At 73.3% G+C, this 18,143-nt stretch carries 16 protein-coding genes and 1 pseudogene; 11 read left to right on the top strand and 6 right to left on the bottom strand.

Annotation, left to right across the window (positions count from 1 at the left end; translation table 11 throughout):
- Positions 1-152: 152 nt before the first annotated feature.
- The gene (locus tag ACFW6P_RS06100; protein WP_386352155.1) at positions 153-956 is read right to left on the bottom strand and encodes a nuclease-related domain-containing protein; all 804 of its coding nucleotides are present in this window, start codon (positions 954-956) and stop codon (positions 153-155) included.
- 165 nt (positions 957-1,121) lie between these two features.
- On the opposite strand from ACFW6P_RS06100, the gene ACFW6P_RS06095 reads away from it, so the two are divergent.
- From ACFW6P_RS06095 to ACFW6P_RS06050, 10 genes and pseudogenes are all read left to right on the top strand, one after another.
- The gene (locus ACFW6P_RS06095; RefSeq protein ID WP_386352152.1) at positions 1,122-1,625 is read left to right on the top strand and encodes a protein phosphatase; all 504 of its coding nucleotides are present in this window, start codon (positions 1,122-1,124) and stop codon (positions 1,623-1,625) included.
- Between the two features lie 356 nt (positions 1,626-1,981).
- Positions 1,982-2,721: pseudogene (locus ACFW6P_RS06090) on the top strand (hypothetical protein).
- A 150-nt stretch (positions 2,722-2,871) separates the two neighbouring features.
- Positions 2,872-4,056 carry a histidine kinase dimerization/phospho-acceptor domain-containing protein gene (locus tag ACFW6P_RS06085; RefSeq protein ID WP_386352150.1) on the top strand — a complete coding sequence of 395 codons (1,185 nt, stop codon included), beginning with the start codon at positions 2,872-2,874 and terminating at the stop codon, positions 4,054-4,056.
- A gap of 37 nt (positions 4,057-4,093) precedes the next feature.
- On the top strand, positions 4,094-4,561 hold the full coding sequence (locus ACFW6P_RS06080; protein ID WP_386352148.1) for an SH3 domain-containing protein: 468 nt from the start codon (positions 4,094-4,096) through the stop codon (positions 4,559-4,561).
- A 52-nt stretch (positions 4,562-4,613) separates the two neighbouring features.
- On the top strand, positions 4,614-5,978 hold the full coding sequence (locus ACFW6P_RS06075) for an FtsW/RodA/SpoVE family cell cycle protein (RefSeq protein ID WP_386352145.1): 1,365 nt from the start codon (positions 4,614-4,616) through the stop codon (positions 5,976-5,978).
- A complete protein-coding gene (locus tag ACFW6P_RS06070) occupies positions 5,975-7,453 on the top strand; it encodes a penicillin-binding transpeptidase domain-containing protein (RefSeq protein ID WP_386352142.1) in 1,479 nt (492 codons plus the stop codon). Before ACFW6P_RS06075 ends, ACFW6P_RS06070 begins: the two co-directional genes overlap by 4 nt.
- 207 nt (positions 7,454-7,660) lie before the next feature.
- Positions 7,661-8,599 carry a diiron oxygenase gene (locus ACFW6P_RS06065; RefSeq protein ID WP_386352139.1) on the top strand — a complete coding sequence of 313 codons (939 nt, stop codon included), beginning with the start codon at positions 7,661-7,663 and terminating at the stop codon, positions 8,597-8,599.
- Positions 8,600-8,935: 336 nt separating this feature from the next.
- Positions 8,936-9,595, top strand: coding sequence for a TetR/AcrR family transcriptional regulator (locus ACFW6P_RS06060; RefSeq protein ID WP_386352136.1), 660 nt, complete (start codon positions 8,936-8,938; stop codon positions 9,593-9,595).
- Positions 9,596-9,599: 4 nt separating this feature from the next.
- The gene (locus ACFW6P_RS06055) at positions 9,600-9,899 is read left to right on the top strand and encodes a hypothetical protein (RefSeq protein ID WP_386352134.1); all 300 of its coding nucleotides are present in this window, start codon (positions 9,600-9,602) and stop codon (positions 9,897-9,899) included.
- A gap of 108 nt (positions 9,900-10,007) precedes the next feature.
- Positions 10,008-11,351 carry an NlpC/P60 family protein gene (locus ACFW6P_RS06050; RefSeq protein WP_386352131.1) on the top strand — a complete coding sequence of 448 codons (1,344 nt, stop codon included), beginning with the start codon at positions 10,008-10,010 and terminating at the stop codon, positions 11,349-11,351.
- Here ACFW6P_RS06050 and ACFW6P_RS06045 read toward each other — a convergent pair.
- The 5 genes from ACFW6P_RS06045 to ACFW6P_RS06025 are packed head-to-tail and all read right to left on the bottom strand — an operon-like array spanning position 11,321 to position 16,969.
- Positions 11,321-12,577 carry a styrene monooxygenase/indole monooxygenase family protein gene (locus tag ACFW6P_RS06045; protein ID WP_386352128.1) on the bottom strand — a complete coding sequence of 419 codons (1,257 nt, stop codon included), beginning with the start codon at positions 12,575-12,577 and terminating at the stop codon, positions 11,321-11,323. The two genes, ACFW6P_RS06050 and ACFW6P_RS06045, sit on opposite strands and share 31 nt — an antisense overlap.
- A 13-nt stretch (positions 12,578-12,590) precedes the next feature.
- Positions 12,591-13,238 carry an ATP/GTP-binding protein gene (locus ACFW6P_RS06040; RefSeq protein ID WP_386352125.1) on the bottom strand — a complete coding sequence of 216 codons (648 nt, stop codon included), beginning with the start codon at positions 13,236-13,238 and terminating at the stop codon, positions 12,591-12,593.
- Positions 13,219-13,641, bottom strand: coding sequence for a DUF742 domain-containing protein (locus ACFW6P_RS06035; RefSeq protein ID WP_386352122.1), 423 nt, complete (start codon positions 13,639-13,641; stop codon positions 13,219-13,221). Before ACFW6P_RS06035 ends, ACFW6P_RS06040 begins: the two co-directional genes overlap by 20 nt.
- Entirely contained in the window at positions 13,638-14,162 is a 525-nt protein-coding gene (locus ACFW6P_RS06030) for a roadblock/LC7 domain-containing protein (RefSeq protein WP_386352119.1), read from the bottom strand. The genes ACFW6P_RS06035 and ACFW6P_RS06030 overlap by 4 nt, the downstream gene beginning before the upstream one ends.
- Positions 14,159-16,969 (bottom strand): nitrate- and nitrite sensing domain-containing protein, encoded by a 2,811-nt coding sequence (locus ACFW6P_RS06025; RefSeq protein ID WP_386352116.1) that lies wholly within the window; start codon positions 16,967-16,969, stop codon positions 14,159-14,161. Before ACFW6P_RS06025 ends, ACFW6P_RS06030 begins: the two co-directional genes overlap by 4 nt.
- A gap of 368 nt (positions 16,970-17,337) precedes the next feature.
- On the opposite strand from ACFW6P_RS06025, the gene ACFW6P_RS06020 reads away from it, so the two are divergent.
- Complete coding sequence (locus tag ACFW6P_RS06020) at positions 17,338-18,123, top strand: protein phosphatase 2C domain-containing protein (protein ID WP_386352113.1); 786 nt, start codon at positions 17,338-17,340, stop codon at positions 18,121-18,123.
- Positions 18,124-18,143: the final 20 nt, after the last annotated feature.

The following is an 18,143-nucleotide window of genomic DNA, read 5'->3' as shown; positions in this document are numbered from 1 at the left end:
AAGCAGGAGCCGGAGCCGGAGCCGTACCCGAAGCCGGAGCCGGAACCACAGCCGAAGCCGGAACCGGTGACGACATCGCGGTCACAGCCACGGCCGGGGTCATGAGCGGAGCCGGCCGCAGCCGTGGACCTGCGGCACACTCCGCGCTTCGCTCACACCCGGGCCCAGGTGTTCCGGTCCCTCGCCATCGCGTGCAGGGCCTGCACGTCCGCCGGTTTAAGGAGGCCGCCCTGGCGGGACAGGGCGTCCAGGTCCGTGTCGGTGAGGATGCGGACGTCGCGGGGGGCGGCGGGTGTCGAGACGCTCGCCGGGGCCAGCAGGGCGAGCACCGGGCGGACCTCGGCCGTCAGGGCGTGGGAGGCGCGGGCGGCGTCGGAACGGACGCGGCGGAGCAGGGGGTAGGGGTCGCGGCGGCCGAGGGCGACCACGGGGTCGGAGACGGTCACGCGGTGCTTGCGGGCGTACAGGGTGTGGACGGCGTAGAGGCCGCCCGGGCCGATGAGCAGGTGGTGGATGCGGTCGCCGCCGGGGAGCGGCACGGAGTGCAGGGCGTGCCAGCCGGCGCCGTCCAGGCGGTCCAGGGCGTCCCCGATCGCCTGCTCGGCCGCCAGGGCCCGGCGGCGCGGGTCGGGGCGCAGCCTCCGGGGCGGGCCGGGGTCGCGGTCGAGAGCGACGAGCAGGGCCTCGCCGGGGCGGTTGGGGGCGAGATCGTCGTCGGGGTGGAGGGTCATCCGGGCGAGTTCGGCGGACGTCGGCACCGGGGGCGGTCCCACCTCCACGGGGCCGGTGATGAACGGGCGGAGGGCCTGCAGAACCTCGGCCTCGTGGTCCTCCCCGAGGAGGTTCACCCGGGCCGCCTCACGGTCGTACCAGGCGATGTTCCTGCCGTCCGGAAGGCAGACGTAGAGGCGCTCCTGGCCGTGCCTGTAGGCCGGTACGACGCGCAGTCCGTCCATGCGGCATCACCCCTGACCATGGGAACAGGAGGGGTGCTGCGGGGGCAAGAACCCGGCTATTTTGGAGAGAGCCGGGCCTGCCCCGCGAATCGGGTGGAGCGGGGCGGCGTGCCAGGTCGGAGCGCCGGAGGCGGGCCCTCGGGCGGTGATGCCGGGGAGGCGCCGTTGCGAACACGCGGGAAGGCCGACGTACCGGCTCCGCGGAGCCCGTGGAGCGAGGTCGTCCCCGGCCTGTGGATGGGCGGGCACGAGTTCGCGGGGTCCTCGGGCGGTGTGGAGTCCGCCGTCGTACGGGACGAGTTCGACCTCGTGCAGACACTGCTGCGGCTGCCGGGGCACGGGCCCGACCCGGGCGTCCCGCACCACGTCTGGCCGATCCCGGACGGGCCGCTGGACGGGACCCAACTGGCCGGGGTGATCCGGCTGGCCGACGCCGCGTGCGAGGCGCTGGACGAGGGCCGCAGGGTCCTCGTGCGCTGCTTCCACGGCTACAACCGCTCGGGCCTCGTCGTCGCGCACGCGCTGATGCGCCGGGGCAGTTCCGCCGACGCGGCGATCCGTCTGATCCGGGGGAGCCGCTCGCCCTGGGCGCTGCACAACGACCTGTTCGTCGCGTACCTGCGGGCCGGGCTGACCACGGCCCGGCTGCTGGAGGAGCTCGCCGAGTAGACGGCGCACGGAAGCCCTCCCGTCCCAGTGGGACGTCCCCGCGAACCCTCCCAGCCCAGTGGGACGTCCCCGCGAACCCTCCCAGCCGAAGGGGACGTCCCCGCGAACCCTCTCGCCCAAATGGGACGTCCCCGCGAATATGGTGTACACGGCCGGCGGTCGCGTCCGAGCCGTGTGATCGTCCGACGAACCGCAGGAGTGCAGTGTCCCGCAGCCGCACCGGTCCCCGCGCACACCGGCCCGGCCTCCGCGCACACCACCCCGCCACTGCCACCGGACGCCCCGCCGCTGCCACCCGCCGCGCCACCGCTGCCACCGGCCGTGCCGCAGTCGCCGCCCGTCGTGCCGCCGTCGCCGTGCTGCTGCTGGCGGCCGCCGTCGGCTGCGGTGACGCCGGAGGGCTGGAGGGCGCGGGGCGACTCCGACGGCGGGGGGACCGGCCCGGCTCTGGCCGGGGCTGACGCCGGCGTCCAGTCCGGCGTTCGAGATCGGCGAGGTGAACACCGAGGTGGTCAAGGGCGTCGAGGTGCCCGCCGGCGACGACATCCGCCGGGTGGACCCGGTCGCGATCGTCCGGGCGCAGATCGCCGCCGACCCGGACGGCTACGCCGGCGACAAGGGGCCCCACCGCGAGACCGCACGCCGGATGGACGACTGCGCCGAGGGCCCGGAACACGGCACGTGCCCGGTGCTCCGGCCGTACTACCGGGACCTGACCGGCGACGGCCGCGACGACCTGACGCCGGGCTTCAGGCTGTTGGCGGGCAAGACCACGGCCGTGCGCGTCTACACCGTCGACAGGCACCGGCTCGTGCAGGTGATGACCTGGGAGGACGCGCTGAGCGGCGTGGAGCTGGCGGGCCGCTCGCTGGTCGTCCGCTCGCCCTCCGAGGTCGCGGGCTACGAGTACCGCCTGCAGTGGACCTGGGACCGGGACCAGCGGGCCATGTTCCTCACCCACGACGAGATGCTCCGCACCGGCCCGCACGACCACGCCCGGCACCCCGGGGCCCGCCCCTCCGCCTCCGCCTCCTCCCCCACCGCCGCCTCCCCCACCGCCCGGCCCTCCGTCTCCCCGTCCGCGGGCACCGGATGAGACCCGCGCTCCCCCGGTGGTCGGGGACCCTCGCCGTGAAGGCCGCCGTCTTCATCGCGGTGATGTGCTGCGCCCCGGCGGCTCTGCTCGGCGTCCTGGTGCACGTGCGGGTGATCCGACCAGACCGTCGGCGAGGCCCGCGGCCTGGCGTTGCAGCGGCTGGCGCAGGAGACGGAGCGGTACGAGGCCGGGCACGCGCTCCGGCCGGGCGCGGGGGTGGATCCCCCGGGGCTGCCCCGGTCGCTGCGGGACCTGGCGGTGGGCGGGGAGCGAGGCACGATGGTCGGCGACCTGGAGGGGCGCCCGACCATGTGGGAGGCGGGGCCCGTCGACGGCGGCCGGCCCCTGGCGGTGGCGCTGGACCACGCGCAGCAGGCGCGGACCATCGACGGCCTGGACCGGGCCATCCTGTGGTCGTCGGGTCTGGCGATCGGGCCGACGCTGCTGGTCGGCGCGTTCGCGGTGACCCGGGTGACGCGGCGGCTGCGCACCACCGCGCTGGTGGCCCGGCGGATCAGCGCGGGCGATCTGGACGCGCGCGTGAACGACCCCCGTACGCGGCCGCGGGCGAGGCGTCCGCCGCGCGGACGTCCTCGAAGGCAGGTCCCGCAGGACGAGGTGGCCGCGGTCGCCGCCGCGCTGGACTCCATGGCGGCGTCGCTGCAGGGCAGGCTGTTCGCCGAGCAGCGGTTCACGGCGGACGTGGCGCACGAGCTGCGGACCCCGCCGACCGGGCTGCAGGCGGCGTCCGAACTGCTGCCGCCGGGGCGGCCGACGGAGCTGGTGCGCGACCGGGTGTCGGCGCTGCGGACGCTGACGGAGGACCTGATGGAGATCTCCCGGCTGGACACGGGCACCGAGCGGCTGGAGCTGGAAGCGGAGCGGCTGGGGCCGCTCGCCGGGCGGGTGGTGCGGGCGGCCGGGAAGGGCACGCGGGTCGAGGTCGTCCGGGACGTGTCGGTGGAGACGGGCCGGCGGCGGCTGGAGCGGGTGCTGGGGAACCTCGTGGCCAACGCGCACCAGCACGGGCGGGGTCCGGTGGTGCTGACCGTGGACGGGCCGGTGGTCACGGTCCGCGATCACGGGGACGGCTTCCCGGAGTACCTGGTCGCACACGGGCCGCAGCGGTTCCGCTCGGAGGGACGGGTCCCGGTGGCACGGGCTCGGGCTGACCATCGCGCTGGGCCAGGCGGAGGTGCTGGGGGCGCGGCTGGTGTTCGCCAACGCCCCGGACGGCGGGGCCGTGGCGACGCTGCGCCTGCCGGTGGAGTGAGGGTCCGGGGCGGCTCCTCCTATGGCCCAGTGTGGGAAGCGGGGCCCGGGGGGCGCTCCTAATGTGGCGGTAAGTCAGCTCGGGCACTTTCGCCCCCACATGGAGGTCACTTTCATGTCCCTGCGCTCCCGTATCGCCATAATCACCGCCGCCGGACTCCTCGCCGCCGCGGCCGCCATCACGCCCGCCGCCGCGCAGAACGACTGGGACGGGAGCGGCGGCAACGGCAACGGCAACCACGCCCAGAGCGGCGGCAACGGCGCCCACCACCAGGACCCGAGCGGCGGCAACGGCGGCCACCACTCCCAGGGCGGCGGCGACGGCGGCCGCCAGGGCCTGTACAAGGGCGTCGTCACGGCGCGGACGCTGGCGCTGCGCAGCGCCCCGAACCGCGGCTCGCAGATCATCCGGTACGCCCACAAGGGCGAGGTCGTCAGCATCTTCTGCAAGACGGGCGGCGAGACCGTGCAGGGCAACCCCCTCTGGTACCTCCTCACGGACGGCACCTGGGCCTGGGGCGCCGCGCGGCACATCGACAACATCGGCCCCTCGCCACGCTGGTGCTGACACTCGGTCACCCAAAGCAGCACGAGACGCACTGTTTGGGTAGGTTCCGGACATGAGCAAGGCCGGAATCACCGTGGTGACGGCGGACCCGCCCGCGCCCGCCGTCCGCCGCCTCCCCCGGCGCCGAGGGGTCGAACTCGCCCTGATCGTCCTGGCCGTCCTGCTGTCGGTGTACGGCTACTGCGCCGTGGGACTGGCCCGGGAGGGCGCCGTGCCGCCCGGCGCCGCCGGCTACGGCGCCGGACTCGGCGTCCTCGCGCTGCTGGCCCATCTGGCGGTGCGCCTGCGCGCCCCGCACGCAGACCCGCTGCCGCTGCCGATCGGCGTGCTGCTCAACGGCCTCGGCCTGGTGCTCATCTACCGGCTCGACCTGCAGACCCCGGGCGACCGGGCGGCACCGGCCCAGCTGGTGTGGTCGACGCTGGGGATCGCGCTGTTCATCGTGGTCGTCCTGCTGCTGCGCGACCACCGCGTGCTCCAGCGCTACACGTACGTGTGTGTCGTCGCCGCGCTGGTGCTGCTCACGCTGCCGATCCTGTTCCCGGCGGTGAACGGGGCCCGGCTCTGGATCCGGATCGCCGGGTTCTCCATCCAGCCGGGCGAGTTCGCGAAGGTGCTGCTGGCGGTGTTCTTCGCCGCGTACCTGGCCGCGAACCGCAACGCCCTCGCCTACACCGGCCGCAGGATCTGGAAGCTGCAGTTCCCCACCGGCCGGGTCCTCGGCCCGATCCTCGCCGTCTGGGTGGTGAGCGTCGGCGTGCTGATCCTGGAACACGACCTGGGCACCTCGCTGCTCTTCTTCGGCCTGTTCGTCGTGCTGCTCTACGTCGCCACCGGCCGCACCGGCTGGATCGCCCTGGGGCTGCTGCTGGCGGCGCTGGGCGCGGTCGCCGTCGGCCGGCTGGAGCCGCACGTGCACAGCAGGATCGAGACCTGGCTGCACCCGTTCGCGTCGATCGAGGCGGGGGAGGGAGCGGGCCAGCTCGCCCAGTCGCTGTTCGCCTTCGCCGAGGGCGGTGTCCTCGGCACCGGCCTCGGGCTCGGCCACTCCTTCCTCATCGGCTTCGCGGTGAAGTCGGACTTCATCCTGGCCACGGCCGGTGAGGAGCTGGGCCTGGCGGGCCTGTCCGCGATCTTCGTCCTGTACGGGCTGCTGGTGGAGCGGGGCTTCCGGGCGGGCCTCGTCCTGCGCGAGCCCTTCGGCCGGCTGCTCGCGGTCGGGCTCGCCTCGCTGGTGGCGCTGCAGGTGTTCGTGATCGCGGGCGGGGTGACCGGCCTGATCCCGCTGACCGGCATGGCGATGCCGTTCCTCGCGCAGGGCGGCTCGTCGGTGGTCACCAACTGGTCGATCGTGGCCCTGCTGGTCCGGGTGAGCGACTCGGCCCGGCGGCAGGACGACGGACAGGACACCCGGTGACCCGGCACATCCGGCACGCCGGCGTCTTCTGCGCGCTGCTGCTGGTGGCCCTGCTGGTGAACGCCGCCCGCGTCCAGCTCGTCCAGGCCCCGCAATACGACCGCAACCCCGCCAACCGGCGTCCGGACATCGCCCGTTACGAGCAGCCGCGCGGCGACATCCTGGTCGGGGGCCGGCCCGTGACCGGCTCGAAGGACACCCGGGAGCACCTGCGCTACGAGAGGACCTACGCCGACGGCCCGCTGTACGCGCCGGTCACCGGCTTCGCCTCCCAGCGGTACGGGACGACGCTCCTGGAGAACACCGAGGACGGGGTGCTGTCCGGTTCGGACCCGATGCTCGCGCCGTTCCCGCTGTGGAGCGACTTCACCCGCGCGCGCAGCTCCGGCGGGGACGTCGTCACGACGCTCGATCCGGCGGCGCAGCGGGCCGCGTACAAGGGACTCACCGGCCTCAAGGGGGCGGTCGCGGCGCTGGACCCCTCGACCGGCCGGATCCTGGCCCTGGTGTCGACCCCGTCCTACGACCCGCAGCCGCTGTCGGGGAACGGTGCGGCGGCGGCCCGGGCCTGGGCGCGCCTCACCGCGGACGAGGACCGCCCGATGCTCAACCGGGCGGCGCTGCAGACGTATCCGCCGGGCTCCACCTTCAAGGTCGTCACCGCGGCGGCCGCGCTGGACGCCGGGGTCGTCACCGACCTGGACGCGCCGACCGACTCCCCCGACCCCTACACGCTGCCCGGTACCCGGACCCGGCTGGAGAACGCGTCGCGGGGCTGCGGGAACGCCTCCGTGCGCAAGGCCTTCACGCTGTCCTGCAACACGGTGTTCGCCAAGCTCGGCGTGGAGGTGGGCGCGCGGGACATGAGGGCCACGGCCCGCGCCTTCGGCTTCGACAACGCGGGACTGCGCGTCCCCTTCCCGGTGGCCCGCTCCGTCTTCGACACCACCCTGGACCGGGCGCAGCTGGCCCTGTCCTCGATCGGCCAGTACAACACCCGTGCGACGCCGTTGCAGATGGCGATGGTCGCGGCGGCCGTGGCCAACGGCGGCCAGGTCCGCGAGCCCTACCTGGTGGAGCGCACGACCCGGCCGGGCGGCAGCATCCTCGCCACCGCCGGCTCCCGAGCGGCGCGCCAGGCGATGTCCCCCTCGACCGCGGCACGGCTGCGGGCGCTGATGCGGGAGGTCGTCGAGAAGGGCGGCGGCCGCCGGGCCGCGATCCGCGGCGCGAAGGTGGGCGGCAAGACCGGCACCGCCCAGCACGGCCTCGGCAACACCGGCACCCCGTACGCCTGGTTCGTCTCCTGGGCCCAGGGCGACCGCGACCTGGCCGCGCGGGTCGCGGTGGCGGTCGTGGTGGAGGAGGCGGAGGAGGAGCGGCGGAACATCAGCGGCGCCGGTGACGCGGCTCCGATCGCCCGGGCGGTGATGGAGGCGGTACTGAAGTCGCCTGGCGGCACGCCCGGTTCGTGACACCGGCCCGGCGCGACGGGCCGGAAGCGGAGTCGCCCGGCTCCAGGACGCCCCGGCTGAACTGCCAGGAGGCGTGGTGTCGGCGCGGTTCACAGCCCACACGAGGTAGACACCGGGTCAACCAGTCGCGCGCGGGGGATTGACGAGCTTACTGACAGGTAGTCTCATAAGAGGGACAGTGACGTGTGCACAACGAGGTGGGCAGCCATGACGACCCTGACGGAAGCCGACGCGCTCGACGGCCTGCGCGATGCCCTCGGTCTGCTCAAGGACCGGGAGCAGGTGGCCCAACGGCTGCTCGACTCCTCCGCCAAGCACTCCTTCGACCCCGACAAAGAACTGGACTGGGACGCCCCCTTCGAGGAGGGCAAGTGGTTCTGGCCGCCGGAGCTGGTGTCGCTGTACGACACCCCGATCTGGAAACGGATGGGCGAGGAGCAGCGGATCCTGCTCTCCCAGCACGAGGCGGCGGCCCTGGCCTCGCTCGGCATCTGGTTCGAGATCATCCTGATGCAGCTGCTGGTGCGGCACATCTACGACAAGGCGGCGACGAGCGCGCATGTCCGCTACGCACTCACCGAGATCGAGGACGAGTGCCGCCACTCCAAGATGTTCGCCCGTCTGATCTCCCACGGCGGCACGCCCTGGTACCCGGTCAGCCGCGCCCACCAGCACCTCGGCCGGCTGTTCAAGACCGTCTCGACCACGCCGGGTTCCTTCACGGCGACCCTGCTCGGCGAGGAGGTCCTGGACTGGATGCAGCGCCTGACCTTCCCGGACGAGCGCGTCCAGACCCTGGTCCGCGGCGTCACCCGCATCCACGTCGTGGAGGAGGCCCGCCACGTCCGCTACGCCCGCGAGGAACTGCGCCGCCAGATGGTGACGGCCCCTAAGTGGTCCCAGGAGTTCACCCGCATCACCTCCGGAGAGTTCGCCCGGGTCTTCTCGGTGGCGTTCGTGAACCCGGAGGTCTACACGAACGTCGGCCTCGACAGGCGGGAGGCCCTCGCCCAGGTCCGCGCGAGCGGCCACCGCCGCGAGGTCATGCAGACCGGCTCCAAGCGGCTCACCGACTTCCTCGACGACATCGGCGTCCTGCGCGGCGTCGGCCGCCGCCTGTGGAAGTCCTCGGGCCTGCTGGCCTGACCCCACATCACAGTGCCCCCGGTTGCGGCCGGGTGGGGCCCCGACGTCTCACCACCCGGCCACGCACCCACACGGCCCCGTACCCGCCGGACGGCGCAAGGGAACGTGCCGGGGGGAGCCCGCCCGCAGCGGTCAGCGCGTCAACGAACACTCAGCCGACACGCAAGTCCATCGCGCCAATCCGAGGACGGACACCCCCCGACGCGGCCCCGCCCCACTCGAAGCCGGCACGCGCAACGCGCACCCCCACCGAACGAGCCACAGGCCGCCGCAGGCACCCTCCAGGACCCCCCACTCCGCTACGCAGCCCCCGACCCCCCGATTACGCTGCGGAACATGACACCAGCCGCCCCCACCCCCGCCTACCGGCGACTCAGCGTCGAGGAGCGCCGCAGCCAGCTGCTCACCGCCGCCCTGGACCTCTTCGCGCACCGCGCCCCGGAGGACGTGTCCCTGGACGACGTGGCGGAGGCGGCCGGGGTGTCGCGGCCCCTGGTCTACCGGTACTTCCCCGGCGGCAAGCAGCAGCTCTACGAGGCCGCCCTGCGCTCCGCCGCCGACGAACTGCGGCACTGCTTCGACGAGCCCCGCGAAGGCCCTCTCCTCCCCCGCCTGTCCCGCGCCGTCGACCGCTACCTCCGCTTCGTCGACGAGCACGACACCGGCTTCAGCGCCCTCCTCCAGGGCGGCAGCGTCGTGGAGACCTCCCACACCACCGCCATCGTCGACGGCGTCCGCCGCGTCGCCGCCGAGCACATCCTCAGCCACCTCGGCGTCACCGGCCCCGGCCCCCGCCTGCGGATGACGATCCGCATGTGGATCACCGCCGTGGAGGCGTCCTCGCTCATCTGGCTCGACGAGGACAAGCAACCGCCCGCCGAGGAGCTGCGCGACTGGCTCGTCGAACAGTTCGTCGCCATGCTCACGGTCACCGCCCGCCGCGACCCGCAGACCGACGCCCTGGTCGTGGCCCTCGCCGAGGATGTCCGACACTGATCCCGTGAAGAGCGAAGACACCCCCTTCGAGGGCGGCCCCATGGACGGCAGGGTCCTGCCCGTCCTGCTCGGCATCACGGGCCACCCGCCGAGGACGTACCGCATCCCCGTCCCGGACCCGGCCGGCGGCCCGCCCACGGTCCTGGTCTACCGCCGCGTCCCCCGGGGACCGGGCAAGGTCAGCCTGACCAACCGCTGGAAGTACGCGTACGCCCCCGAGGGCGTCCCGCCCCGCCGGCTCAACTGGCCCTGGTCGAGGCCAGACGCCACGCCGCCCGGCAAGCCGGATGACGCCGACGGGTGACGTCGTTGCGCCGAACCGCGCACACCCACCGCGCGCACCCCGCGCACACGCCTGATCCTCACGAGTGTCCGGCGGCGAAAGAGCCGCCCCCTCACCGGAGGTGATGGCATGTCAGCAAGGCTCGTGCGTCTGGTCTGCATCGCGGCGACGGCGGCCACCACGATCCTCGCCCCCACACCCCTCCCCGCCACGGCGGCCCCCGACCCGGCCGGCCCGGCGGCGCGGAACGCCTCCCTCTCCGGCCTCCTGACGGATCTTCAGGAGCTGTACACGAAGGCCGAGAAGGCCACCACGGCCTACAACGCCACCGAGGAGAGGCTCACGAGGCAGCGCGACGAGACCGACCGCCTGGACCGCGCCCTCGCCCGGGCCCGGCTCTCCCTGCACGACAGCCGGGGCGCGGCCGGCCGTCTGGCCCGCCAGCAGTACCAGAGCAGCAGCGACCTCTCCCCGTACGTGCGTCTGCTCCTGGCCCGCGACCCCCAGCACGCGATCGAGCAGGGCCATGTGATCGGCCGGCTGGCGCGGGAGCGGGCCGACACCGTCGGCCGGCTCACCGGCGACGCGCGCGAGGCGGACCGGCTGGCCCGCAAGGCCCGCGCGGCCCTGGACAAGCAGCTCGCGCTCGCCGAACGGCGCAAGAAGGAACGGGACGAGGTCCGCGGGCGGCTGCACGACGTGGAGGACCTGCTCGCCTCCCTCGACCAGGACCGGCTCAGCGAACTCGCCGCGTTCGAGGAGAAGGGCACCGGCAAGACCGGGAAGAGGTTCCTCGCGGCGGGCGCGCCGGGAAGCAGCGCCGTCGACGCAATCGAAAGCAGGACCGACACCGGTACCCGCACCGACACCGCCAAGGGCACCCGCAGCGACACAGACACCGGCACCGCCAAGGGCACCCGCAGCGAAGGCGAGAGCGACACCGACAGCGTCACCGACACCGACATCGACAGCAAGAACCCCGGCACCGGAATCCGCCGCCCGACCGCCGAGGGCAGCCGCGCCGTCCGCCACGCCGTGCGGCAGCTCGGCAAGCCCTACGAATGGGGCGCGCAGGGCCCGGCGGCGTACGACTGCTCCGGCCTGACCTCGCAGGCCTGGGCGGCGGCGGGCAGGCCCATCCCCCGGACCAGTCAGGAGCAGTGGAGGCGGCTGCGGCGGATTCCGCTGGGCGCGCTGCGCCCGGGGGACCTGGTCGTCTACTTCCCGAAGGCCACGCACGTGGCGCTGTACCTCGGCGACGGCATGGTCGTCCAGGCGCCCCGCCCGGGCGCGAGGGTGAAGGTGTCACCGCTCGCGGCCAACCCGATCCTGGGCGCCGTACGCCCGGACCCGGGCGGGGAGCCCCTGCGACGGTTCGAGCCGCCGGAGCTTCCCGAGGGCGCCATGGACGGGCCGGACGAGGGCTACGAGGGCTACGAGGGTCAGGCGGCTCCGGAGACCTCGGCCAGGTAGGCCTGCGTCCTGGCCGGGTCGTAGAAGTAGTTCTCGAAGTCGGCCGGGTTGTCGAAGCCGTTGGCGAAGCGGTCGGCGACCGGCTGGAGCTGACCGGCGGCGCCGATGAGGTTCAGCACGTGCTCCGGCGGCGGCGCGAGCATCGTGTTGGTCCACCTGGTGACGTGCTGGGCGGTCTGCCAGTAGCGGTCGAAGGTGGCCCGCATCCACTCCTCGTCGAACGGCTTGTCCCCGTGCTCGACGATCGAGGCGATGTAGGCCGCGGCGCACTTGGAGGCCGAGTTGGAGCCCTGGCCGGTGATGGGGTCGTTGGCCACGACGACGTCGGCGGCGCCGAGCACGAGTCCGCCGCCGGGGAGGCGGCCGATCGGGTTGCGGACGGTGGGGGCGTAGCGCCCGGCCAGCGTGCCGCCGGCGTCGGTCAGCTCGACCTTGGTGGCCCGCGCGTACTCCCAGGGCAGGTACCGCTCCATGAGTTCCAGGGTCAGGGAGAGGTGCTCGGCCGGGTCCTTGACGCCGTTGAAGACGTCGAGCGGGCCGCCGGGTATGCCCTCCCAGAACAGGATGTCGGCGCGGCCGGAGGTGGTGAGGGTCGGCATCACGAACATCTCGCCGACGCCCGGCACGAGGTTGCAGCGGACCGCTTCGGTGCCGGGGTGCTCGGGGCGCGGGCCGAGGCCGTGGACGTAGGAGACGGCCAGGGCGCGCTGCGGCTCGCTGTACGGGGAGCGCTCCGGGTCGCGGGCGAACATCTGCACGAGTTCGCCCTTGCCGGCCGCGACCAGCACCAGGTCGTACGTGCGGGAGAAGTAGTCGAGGTCGCCGACGGCGGCGCCGTGGATGACGAGCTGGCCGCCGCGCTGGGCGAAGGTCTCCATCCAGCCGGCCATCTTCACGCGCTGGTCGATGGACTGCGCGTGTCCGTCGAGGCGGCCCAGCCAGTCGATGGCGCGGGCGGCGGGGCCCTCGGCCCAGGAGCCGGGGGCGGCGACCGAGACGCCGAGTCCTTCGATCTTCGGGGCCTGGGACTCCCAGAAGTTCAGCTGGAGATCGCGCTCGTGCTGCAGGGCCGTGTGGAACATGCACTGCGTGGACATGACCCGGCCGGTGCGGATCTCGTCCGCCGTCCGGTTGGACATGAGGGTGACCTCGTACCCCTGGGACTGGAGGCCGAGAGCGATCTGGAGGCCGGACTGGCCGGCTCCGACGACGAGTATCTTCCGCATGCGGGGCTGTCTCCTACTCGGGGGTTTCGTCGAGCGCGTGGCCCACGAGGGCCAGGAGGGTCTCGATCACGGAGATCCGGCGACGCGCGTCCATGATCATGACAGGTATGTGTCGCGGGATGGTCAACGCCTCCCTCACGTCCTCCGGTTCGAACAGCTCGCTGTCGTCGAAGTGGTTGACGGCGACGACATACGGCAGCCCGGAGCTCTCGAAGTAGTCGAGGACCGGGAAGCAGTCCTTCAGGCGGCGCGTGTCGGCCAGCACGACGGCGCCGATCGCGCCGCGCACGATGTCGTCCCACATGAACCAGAACCGCTGCTGGCCCGGCGTGCCGAACAGGTAGAGCACCAGGTCGTCGTCGAGCGTGAGGCGCCCGAAGTCCATGGCGACGGTGGTGGAGGTCTTGCCCGGCGTGGCGGTGAGGTCGTCGGTGCCCTCGCTCGCCTCGGTCATCAGCGCCTCGGTCTGCAGCGGCGTGATCTCCGAGGCGGAGGTGACCATCGTGGTCTTGCCCACGCCGAAGCCGCCCGCCACCACGATCTTCGTGGCAATGGGAGCACGGGTGCGATCCGTCTGCCAGGCATGCATGTTCTCGTCCGGCTGCGCCGACGGGGTTGAAGCAGTGACGCCGTGAGCGGCGTCAGAGACGACGGAGTCCACTCAGCACCCTTTCCAGCAGAGCGCGGTCCGGGCGGCCCGTGCCGTGGCCGGTTCCCGTTCCGTACACACGGATCCTTCCCTGGTCCGCGAGGTCGCTGAGGAGCACGCGGACCACACCGAGCGGCATCTTCATCAGCGCGGCGATCTCGGCCACCGTTCGCATCCGGCGGCACAGTTCGACGATGGCCCGCAGTTCCGGCATCACACGGGTGGACAGGGAGCCGTTGGTCAGTTCCCTGCGCTCCTCTGCGGCCTCCAGCGCGGCCGTGCTGGCCACGAACGTCTCGACCAGCAGGACGTGCCCGAAACGGGTACGGCCGCCGGTGAGCGAGTAGGGGCGGACCCGGGCGGGTTTGCGGTCGCCGCCGCGCATCGGGAGCTGCTGCCTGGGCGTACTGCTCATCGTGCACTCCTGGTCGTCTGGGACTCCTCCAGGGATTTTCGGAGCTCGCTGCGGAGTTCCGGCGTCAGGACGTGGCCGGCGCGGCCGACGAACAGAGCCATGTGGTACGCCACCACGCTCATGTCGCAGTCCGCGGAGCCGTGGACGCCGAGCAGCGAGCCGTCGCTGATCGACATCACGAACAGGCTGCCCTCGTCCATGGCGATCATCGTGTGCTTGACCCCGCCGTAGTCCATCAGCTTGGCGGCGCCGATGGTGAGGCTGCCGATGCCGGAGACGATGGTGGCCAGGTCGGCGGCGGAGCCGCTGGGCCCGCTCCGCCCGGTGTCGCCGGCCTGCAGGGCCTGCCGGGCCTCCTTGTTGCGGTGCTCGTCGGAGGAGAGCAGGAGCAGTCCGTCGGACGAGACGACCGCGACCGAGAGGATGCCGGGCACCTCCTCGACGAGGTTGGTCAGCAGCCAGTGCAGGTTGCGGGCCTCACTGCTCAGTCCGATCAGTCCGAAGGTACTGGGCGCGGTCAACTGCTTGCCTCCTCGGCTGTGCCCCCCGTGGCTTCTTCCGGTCCAGCTGGTACTGCGGTGCCGGTCGCCGGCCGCTGGTGCGAGGCCGTCCTCTCGGCGATCTCCGCCTCGATCTCGCGGTATCCGGCCTGCGCGCCCTGGCGGAAGCCGCCGAGCCGGCGGCGCAGGGCCTCGGCGTCCACGGAGCCGCTGCGCTGGCGTGGAGCGGTGGCGGTGGCGGTGATCTTGGGTGTGCGCTTGGGGAGGCCCTTGTCGGTGACGCGTTCCTGCTCGGCGTCGGCCTCCGCCTCGGCACCGCCTTCGGCGTCTTCGTCCCCACCCGCGCCACGCGTGCGGCTCTCGTGGTCGTACGCGGGTGCCCCTGGCGGGACGGAGGTGCCGTCGGCGGCCGCGGAATCGTGCCGTGTCGGCTCCGGCTCGCCCTGCGGGATCGGGGCGACCAGTTCCATCGTCGTCTCGGCGGGCGTCTCCACCGGCTGCGTGGCGGCCGGGGCCTCCTCGGGCTCGGCCGGTTCCGGATGCCCCCCGGCGTCCTCGTCCGGATGGGGATGCCCGCCGGCCTCCTCCCGCTCGACCGCCCGCTCCGCCAGCGCGACCAGCGGGTCCCCACCGTCGGTCCGGCCGTGCAGGACGTTGGAGTTGGCCTCGGCGTCGGCGCCGGGCAGGGAGAAGGAGTGCGTGCCCCCGCCCGCCGGGCCGGAAGCGGGTACGGCCGCGGCCGGGGCCGCCGCCAGCAGGGTGCGCGGCAGGACCACGACCGCCGCGACCCCGCCCTGCTTCTGCTCGCGCAGCTGCACGCGCACACCGTGGCGGTGGGCGAGGCGGGCCACGACGTACAGGCCGAGGCCGAGGCCGTCCTCGCCCTCCTGGTCGTAGGGCGCCTCCGGGTCGAACTCGCTCAGGCGGGAGTTGAGGCGCTCCAGGCGGTCGTCGGCCATGCCGATGCCCTCGTCCTGCACGGAGAGCATGACCTCGCCGTTCTCCAGCAGCCAGCCGGAGATCTCCACGGGCAGGTCCGGCGGGGAGAACGAGGTGGCGTTCTCCAGGAGCTCGGCCAGCAGGTGGGAGAGGTCGTCCGCGGCGAACCCGGCGATGTGGGCGTGCGGGGGCAGGGCCGCGATCCGGACACGTTCGTAGCGCTCGATCTCGCTGACCGCGGCGCGGACGACGTCCACGAGGGGCACGGGTCCGGCGGCGTGCTGGACGTGCTCGGTGCCGGCGAGCACCAGGAGGTTCTCGCTGTGACGGCGCATGACCGTGGCGAAGTGGTCGAGCTTGAACAGCGTGGCGAGGCGCTCCGGGTCCTGCTCGCGCTCCTCCAGGCCCTCGATCACGGCGAGTTGGCGCTCGACGAGGCCGAGGGTGCGCAGTGCGAGGCTGACGAAGGTGCCGCCGATGGCCGTGCGCAGCCGCTCCAGCTGGGCGCCGGAATCGGCGAGTTGACCGCGCAGTTCCTCGCGGGCGTCGGCCATCTTCTGGCGCTGGCCGACCAGGTGCTTGCGGTCGGACTCCAGCGTGGTGATCCGCTCGGTGAGGGCGGCGGCGTGCGCGTGCAGGGCGTTGACGGAGCGGACGACCTGGGCGAACTCGTCGTTGCGGCCGGTGAACTTCACCGGCTCCTCGGTGGCCGGCTCCTCGGCCTCGGCGAGGCGCTTGGAGCCCAGGCGCAGCACCGCGAGGGGGCGCGTGAGGCTGCGGGCCATGCCGGTGGCGACACCGACGGCGAGCAGCATCAGGGCGCCGAGGACCGCGATGCGGATCTCCAGCGCGGTGACGTCGTCGTCGCGCAGGGCCTCCAGGTCCTTGGTGCGGCGGTCGTACAGGGCGGACTCGACGCCGCGCATCAGGTCGACGCGGGCGGAGAGGGCCGCGTCCAGCTTCTCGGGGTCGGTGGAGAGCTCGCCGTCCGAGAGGGAGGGCTGGTCGGTCAGGGTCGCGAGGTACTTCTCTGCGGAGTTGACCTCGGTGCCGGTGACCGTGTTGTCGAAGGAGGTGCGGGCCTCCTTGGGGGCGGTGGCGCGGAAGTCGGCCAGGGCCGCGTCGGAGCGCAGCCGGGCCTGCTGGGCGGCGGCGCTCAGGGCGTCACGGCGGCGGCTGTCGGCGCCGGAGGACCCTGAGGTCCCGGTCGGCAGGCCGGTGACCGGGTCGATGACCGTCCGCGTGCTGCTCGGCACGCTGAGCGCGGCGAGCAACAGCCCCCGGGCCGCGGCGGCCTGCTGCACGGCGGAGTCCAGCTCGGCCAGGGCGTGGCCGCCCGCGCCGGCGCGCGGCGGCGTCTGCTGCGCCAGGTCCTCGGCGATCCGGTGGAGGCCGGTGATGGTCACGGAATACGCCTGGTGCGCTTCGAGGGCGCTGCTCTTGCCGGTGAGCGCGGCGCGCCGTACGGCGGCTATGGCGTCGAGGTCCGAGCGGAGCCCGGCGGGCGTGTCGCTGTCGGAGCGCAGCTCCTCGACCTGCCGGTCCACGCGGGCGCTGTGCTGCTCGGAGGGTGCCTTGGACTTGGGGCGGCCGGCCGCGATGTAGGCCGTGACCTTGTCACGCTCGTCGGCGAGGGAGTGCGCGAGCGCCAGGGCGTCCTGCGTCTGCCCGGCGAGCGTCACCAGCTCCTGCGTGTCGTGGAGTTGCCCGGAGGCGGCCAGCACGGACGGCGTGCCGGCACCGGCGATGGCCGCGGCGACCACGGCCACGGCCACGATCAGCCGGTTGCGTACGTGTGTGGGTCGTCCCTTGCCGGTGGGGGGCGTCGGATCGGCTCCCTGAGCGGGGGCCGTCTGTTTGCCTGTGCGACGAGGCCGCGTCTTCTGCACCGGTGCTCGCATTCCTGACTAGTGAACCTTGGGCCCGGATGACGCTCCGTCAACTGGTGCGCACTCCCGGTACACTTCCCGACCCTCCCAGCGCCGGTGGGCAGCGCACGCGCATCACCTGACCCGCCACTCGAAGGAGTGAACCCCGGAGGGGAGTTGAGGGGCAAGTTCCACCGGCCCTTGCAGGGGCCGGGCGCGGCACGCCGGTTGGACGCCGGAAGCAGGGCGGTGGCAGTATTCGCCACCACGTCTTCCCGGAACAAAGCATTCCCTCCCAAACAGGGCGGCCGACCTGCGCGGGTACACCGGTCCGGCGACCGACGGCGGCATTTTGCGGACGTTGTGAAGAGCTCGTGCAGACTGGCCGGATGCGTACGGAACTCGCCTCGGAGCCAGGAGACGCCGACCGCCCCAACGAGGACTTCGCCGCTGTCGGGCTCCCCGCCTCGGGACAGGGCGGTTCGGTCGTCGTCCTGGACGGTGTCACGCCGCCGCGGACCGGGACGGGCTGTCTCCATTCGGTCCCCTGGTACACCGCACGGCTCGGCGGCGCCCTGACCGAACTGACCGTTTCCCTCCCGGATGTTCCCCTGGTCGACGCCCTGTTCCGCGCCCTCGCGCGTACCGCCGAGGCACATGCGGCAACCTGTGACCTTTCTCACCCGCGCACTCCGCAGGCCACGGTGGTCGCGGCCCGTTGGAATCCGGACACGGTGGAGTACCTGGTCCTGTCGGACTCGGCGCTGCTCCTGGAGTCCCCGGACGGGGTCGTGACACCCGTCCTCGACGACCGGCTGGCCCTGCTCCCGCGTTCGGCCCTGGCCACGGACGCGCTGGTGGACGCGACGGTCCGCAACAAGGAGGGCGGTTTCTTCACGGCCGCCGCCGACCCCGCCGTGGCCCGGCGGGCGGTGACCGGCGCCCTGCCCCGCCGCGAGGTCCGCGCCCTGGCCGCCCTGACCGACGGCGCGGGCCGCTGGGTGGAGCGCTTCGGGGAGGGCGACTGGACGGACTGCCTCCGGCTCGTCCGCAAGGAGGGCCCGCAGGCGCTGGTGGACCGCGTCCGGACGCTGGAACGCTCGGACGCCGCCCGGGCGTTCCCGGGCCGGGGCAAGGCGCACGACGACGCGACGGTCGTGTACGTCGAGTTCTAGGGGCAACGCCGTTCAGTTGA

Source organism: Streptomyces sp. NPDC058741, assembly GCF_042746715.1.
In the GTDB taxonomy this organism is placed as follows: domain Bacteria; phylum Actinomycetota; class Actinomycetes; order Streptomycetales; family Streptomycetaceae; genus Streptomyces.
Note: the sequence above shows the minus strand (reverse complement) of the source record. Positions and strands in the feature narration are given on the sequence as shown.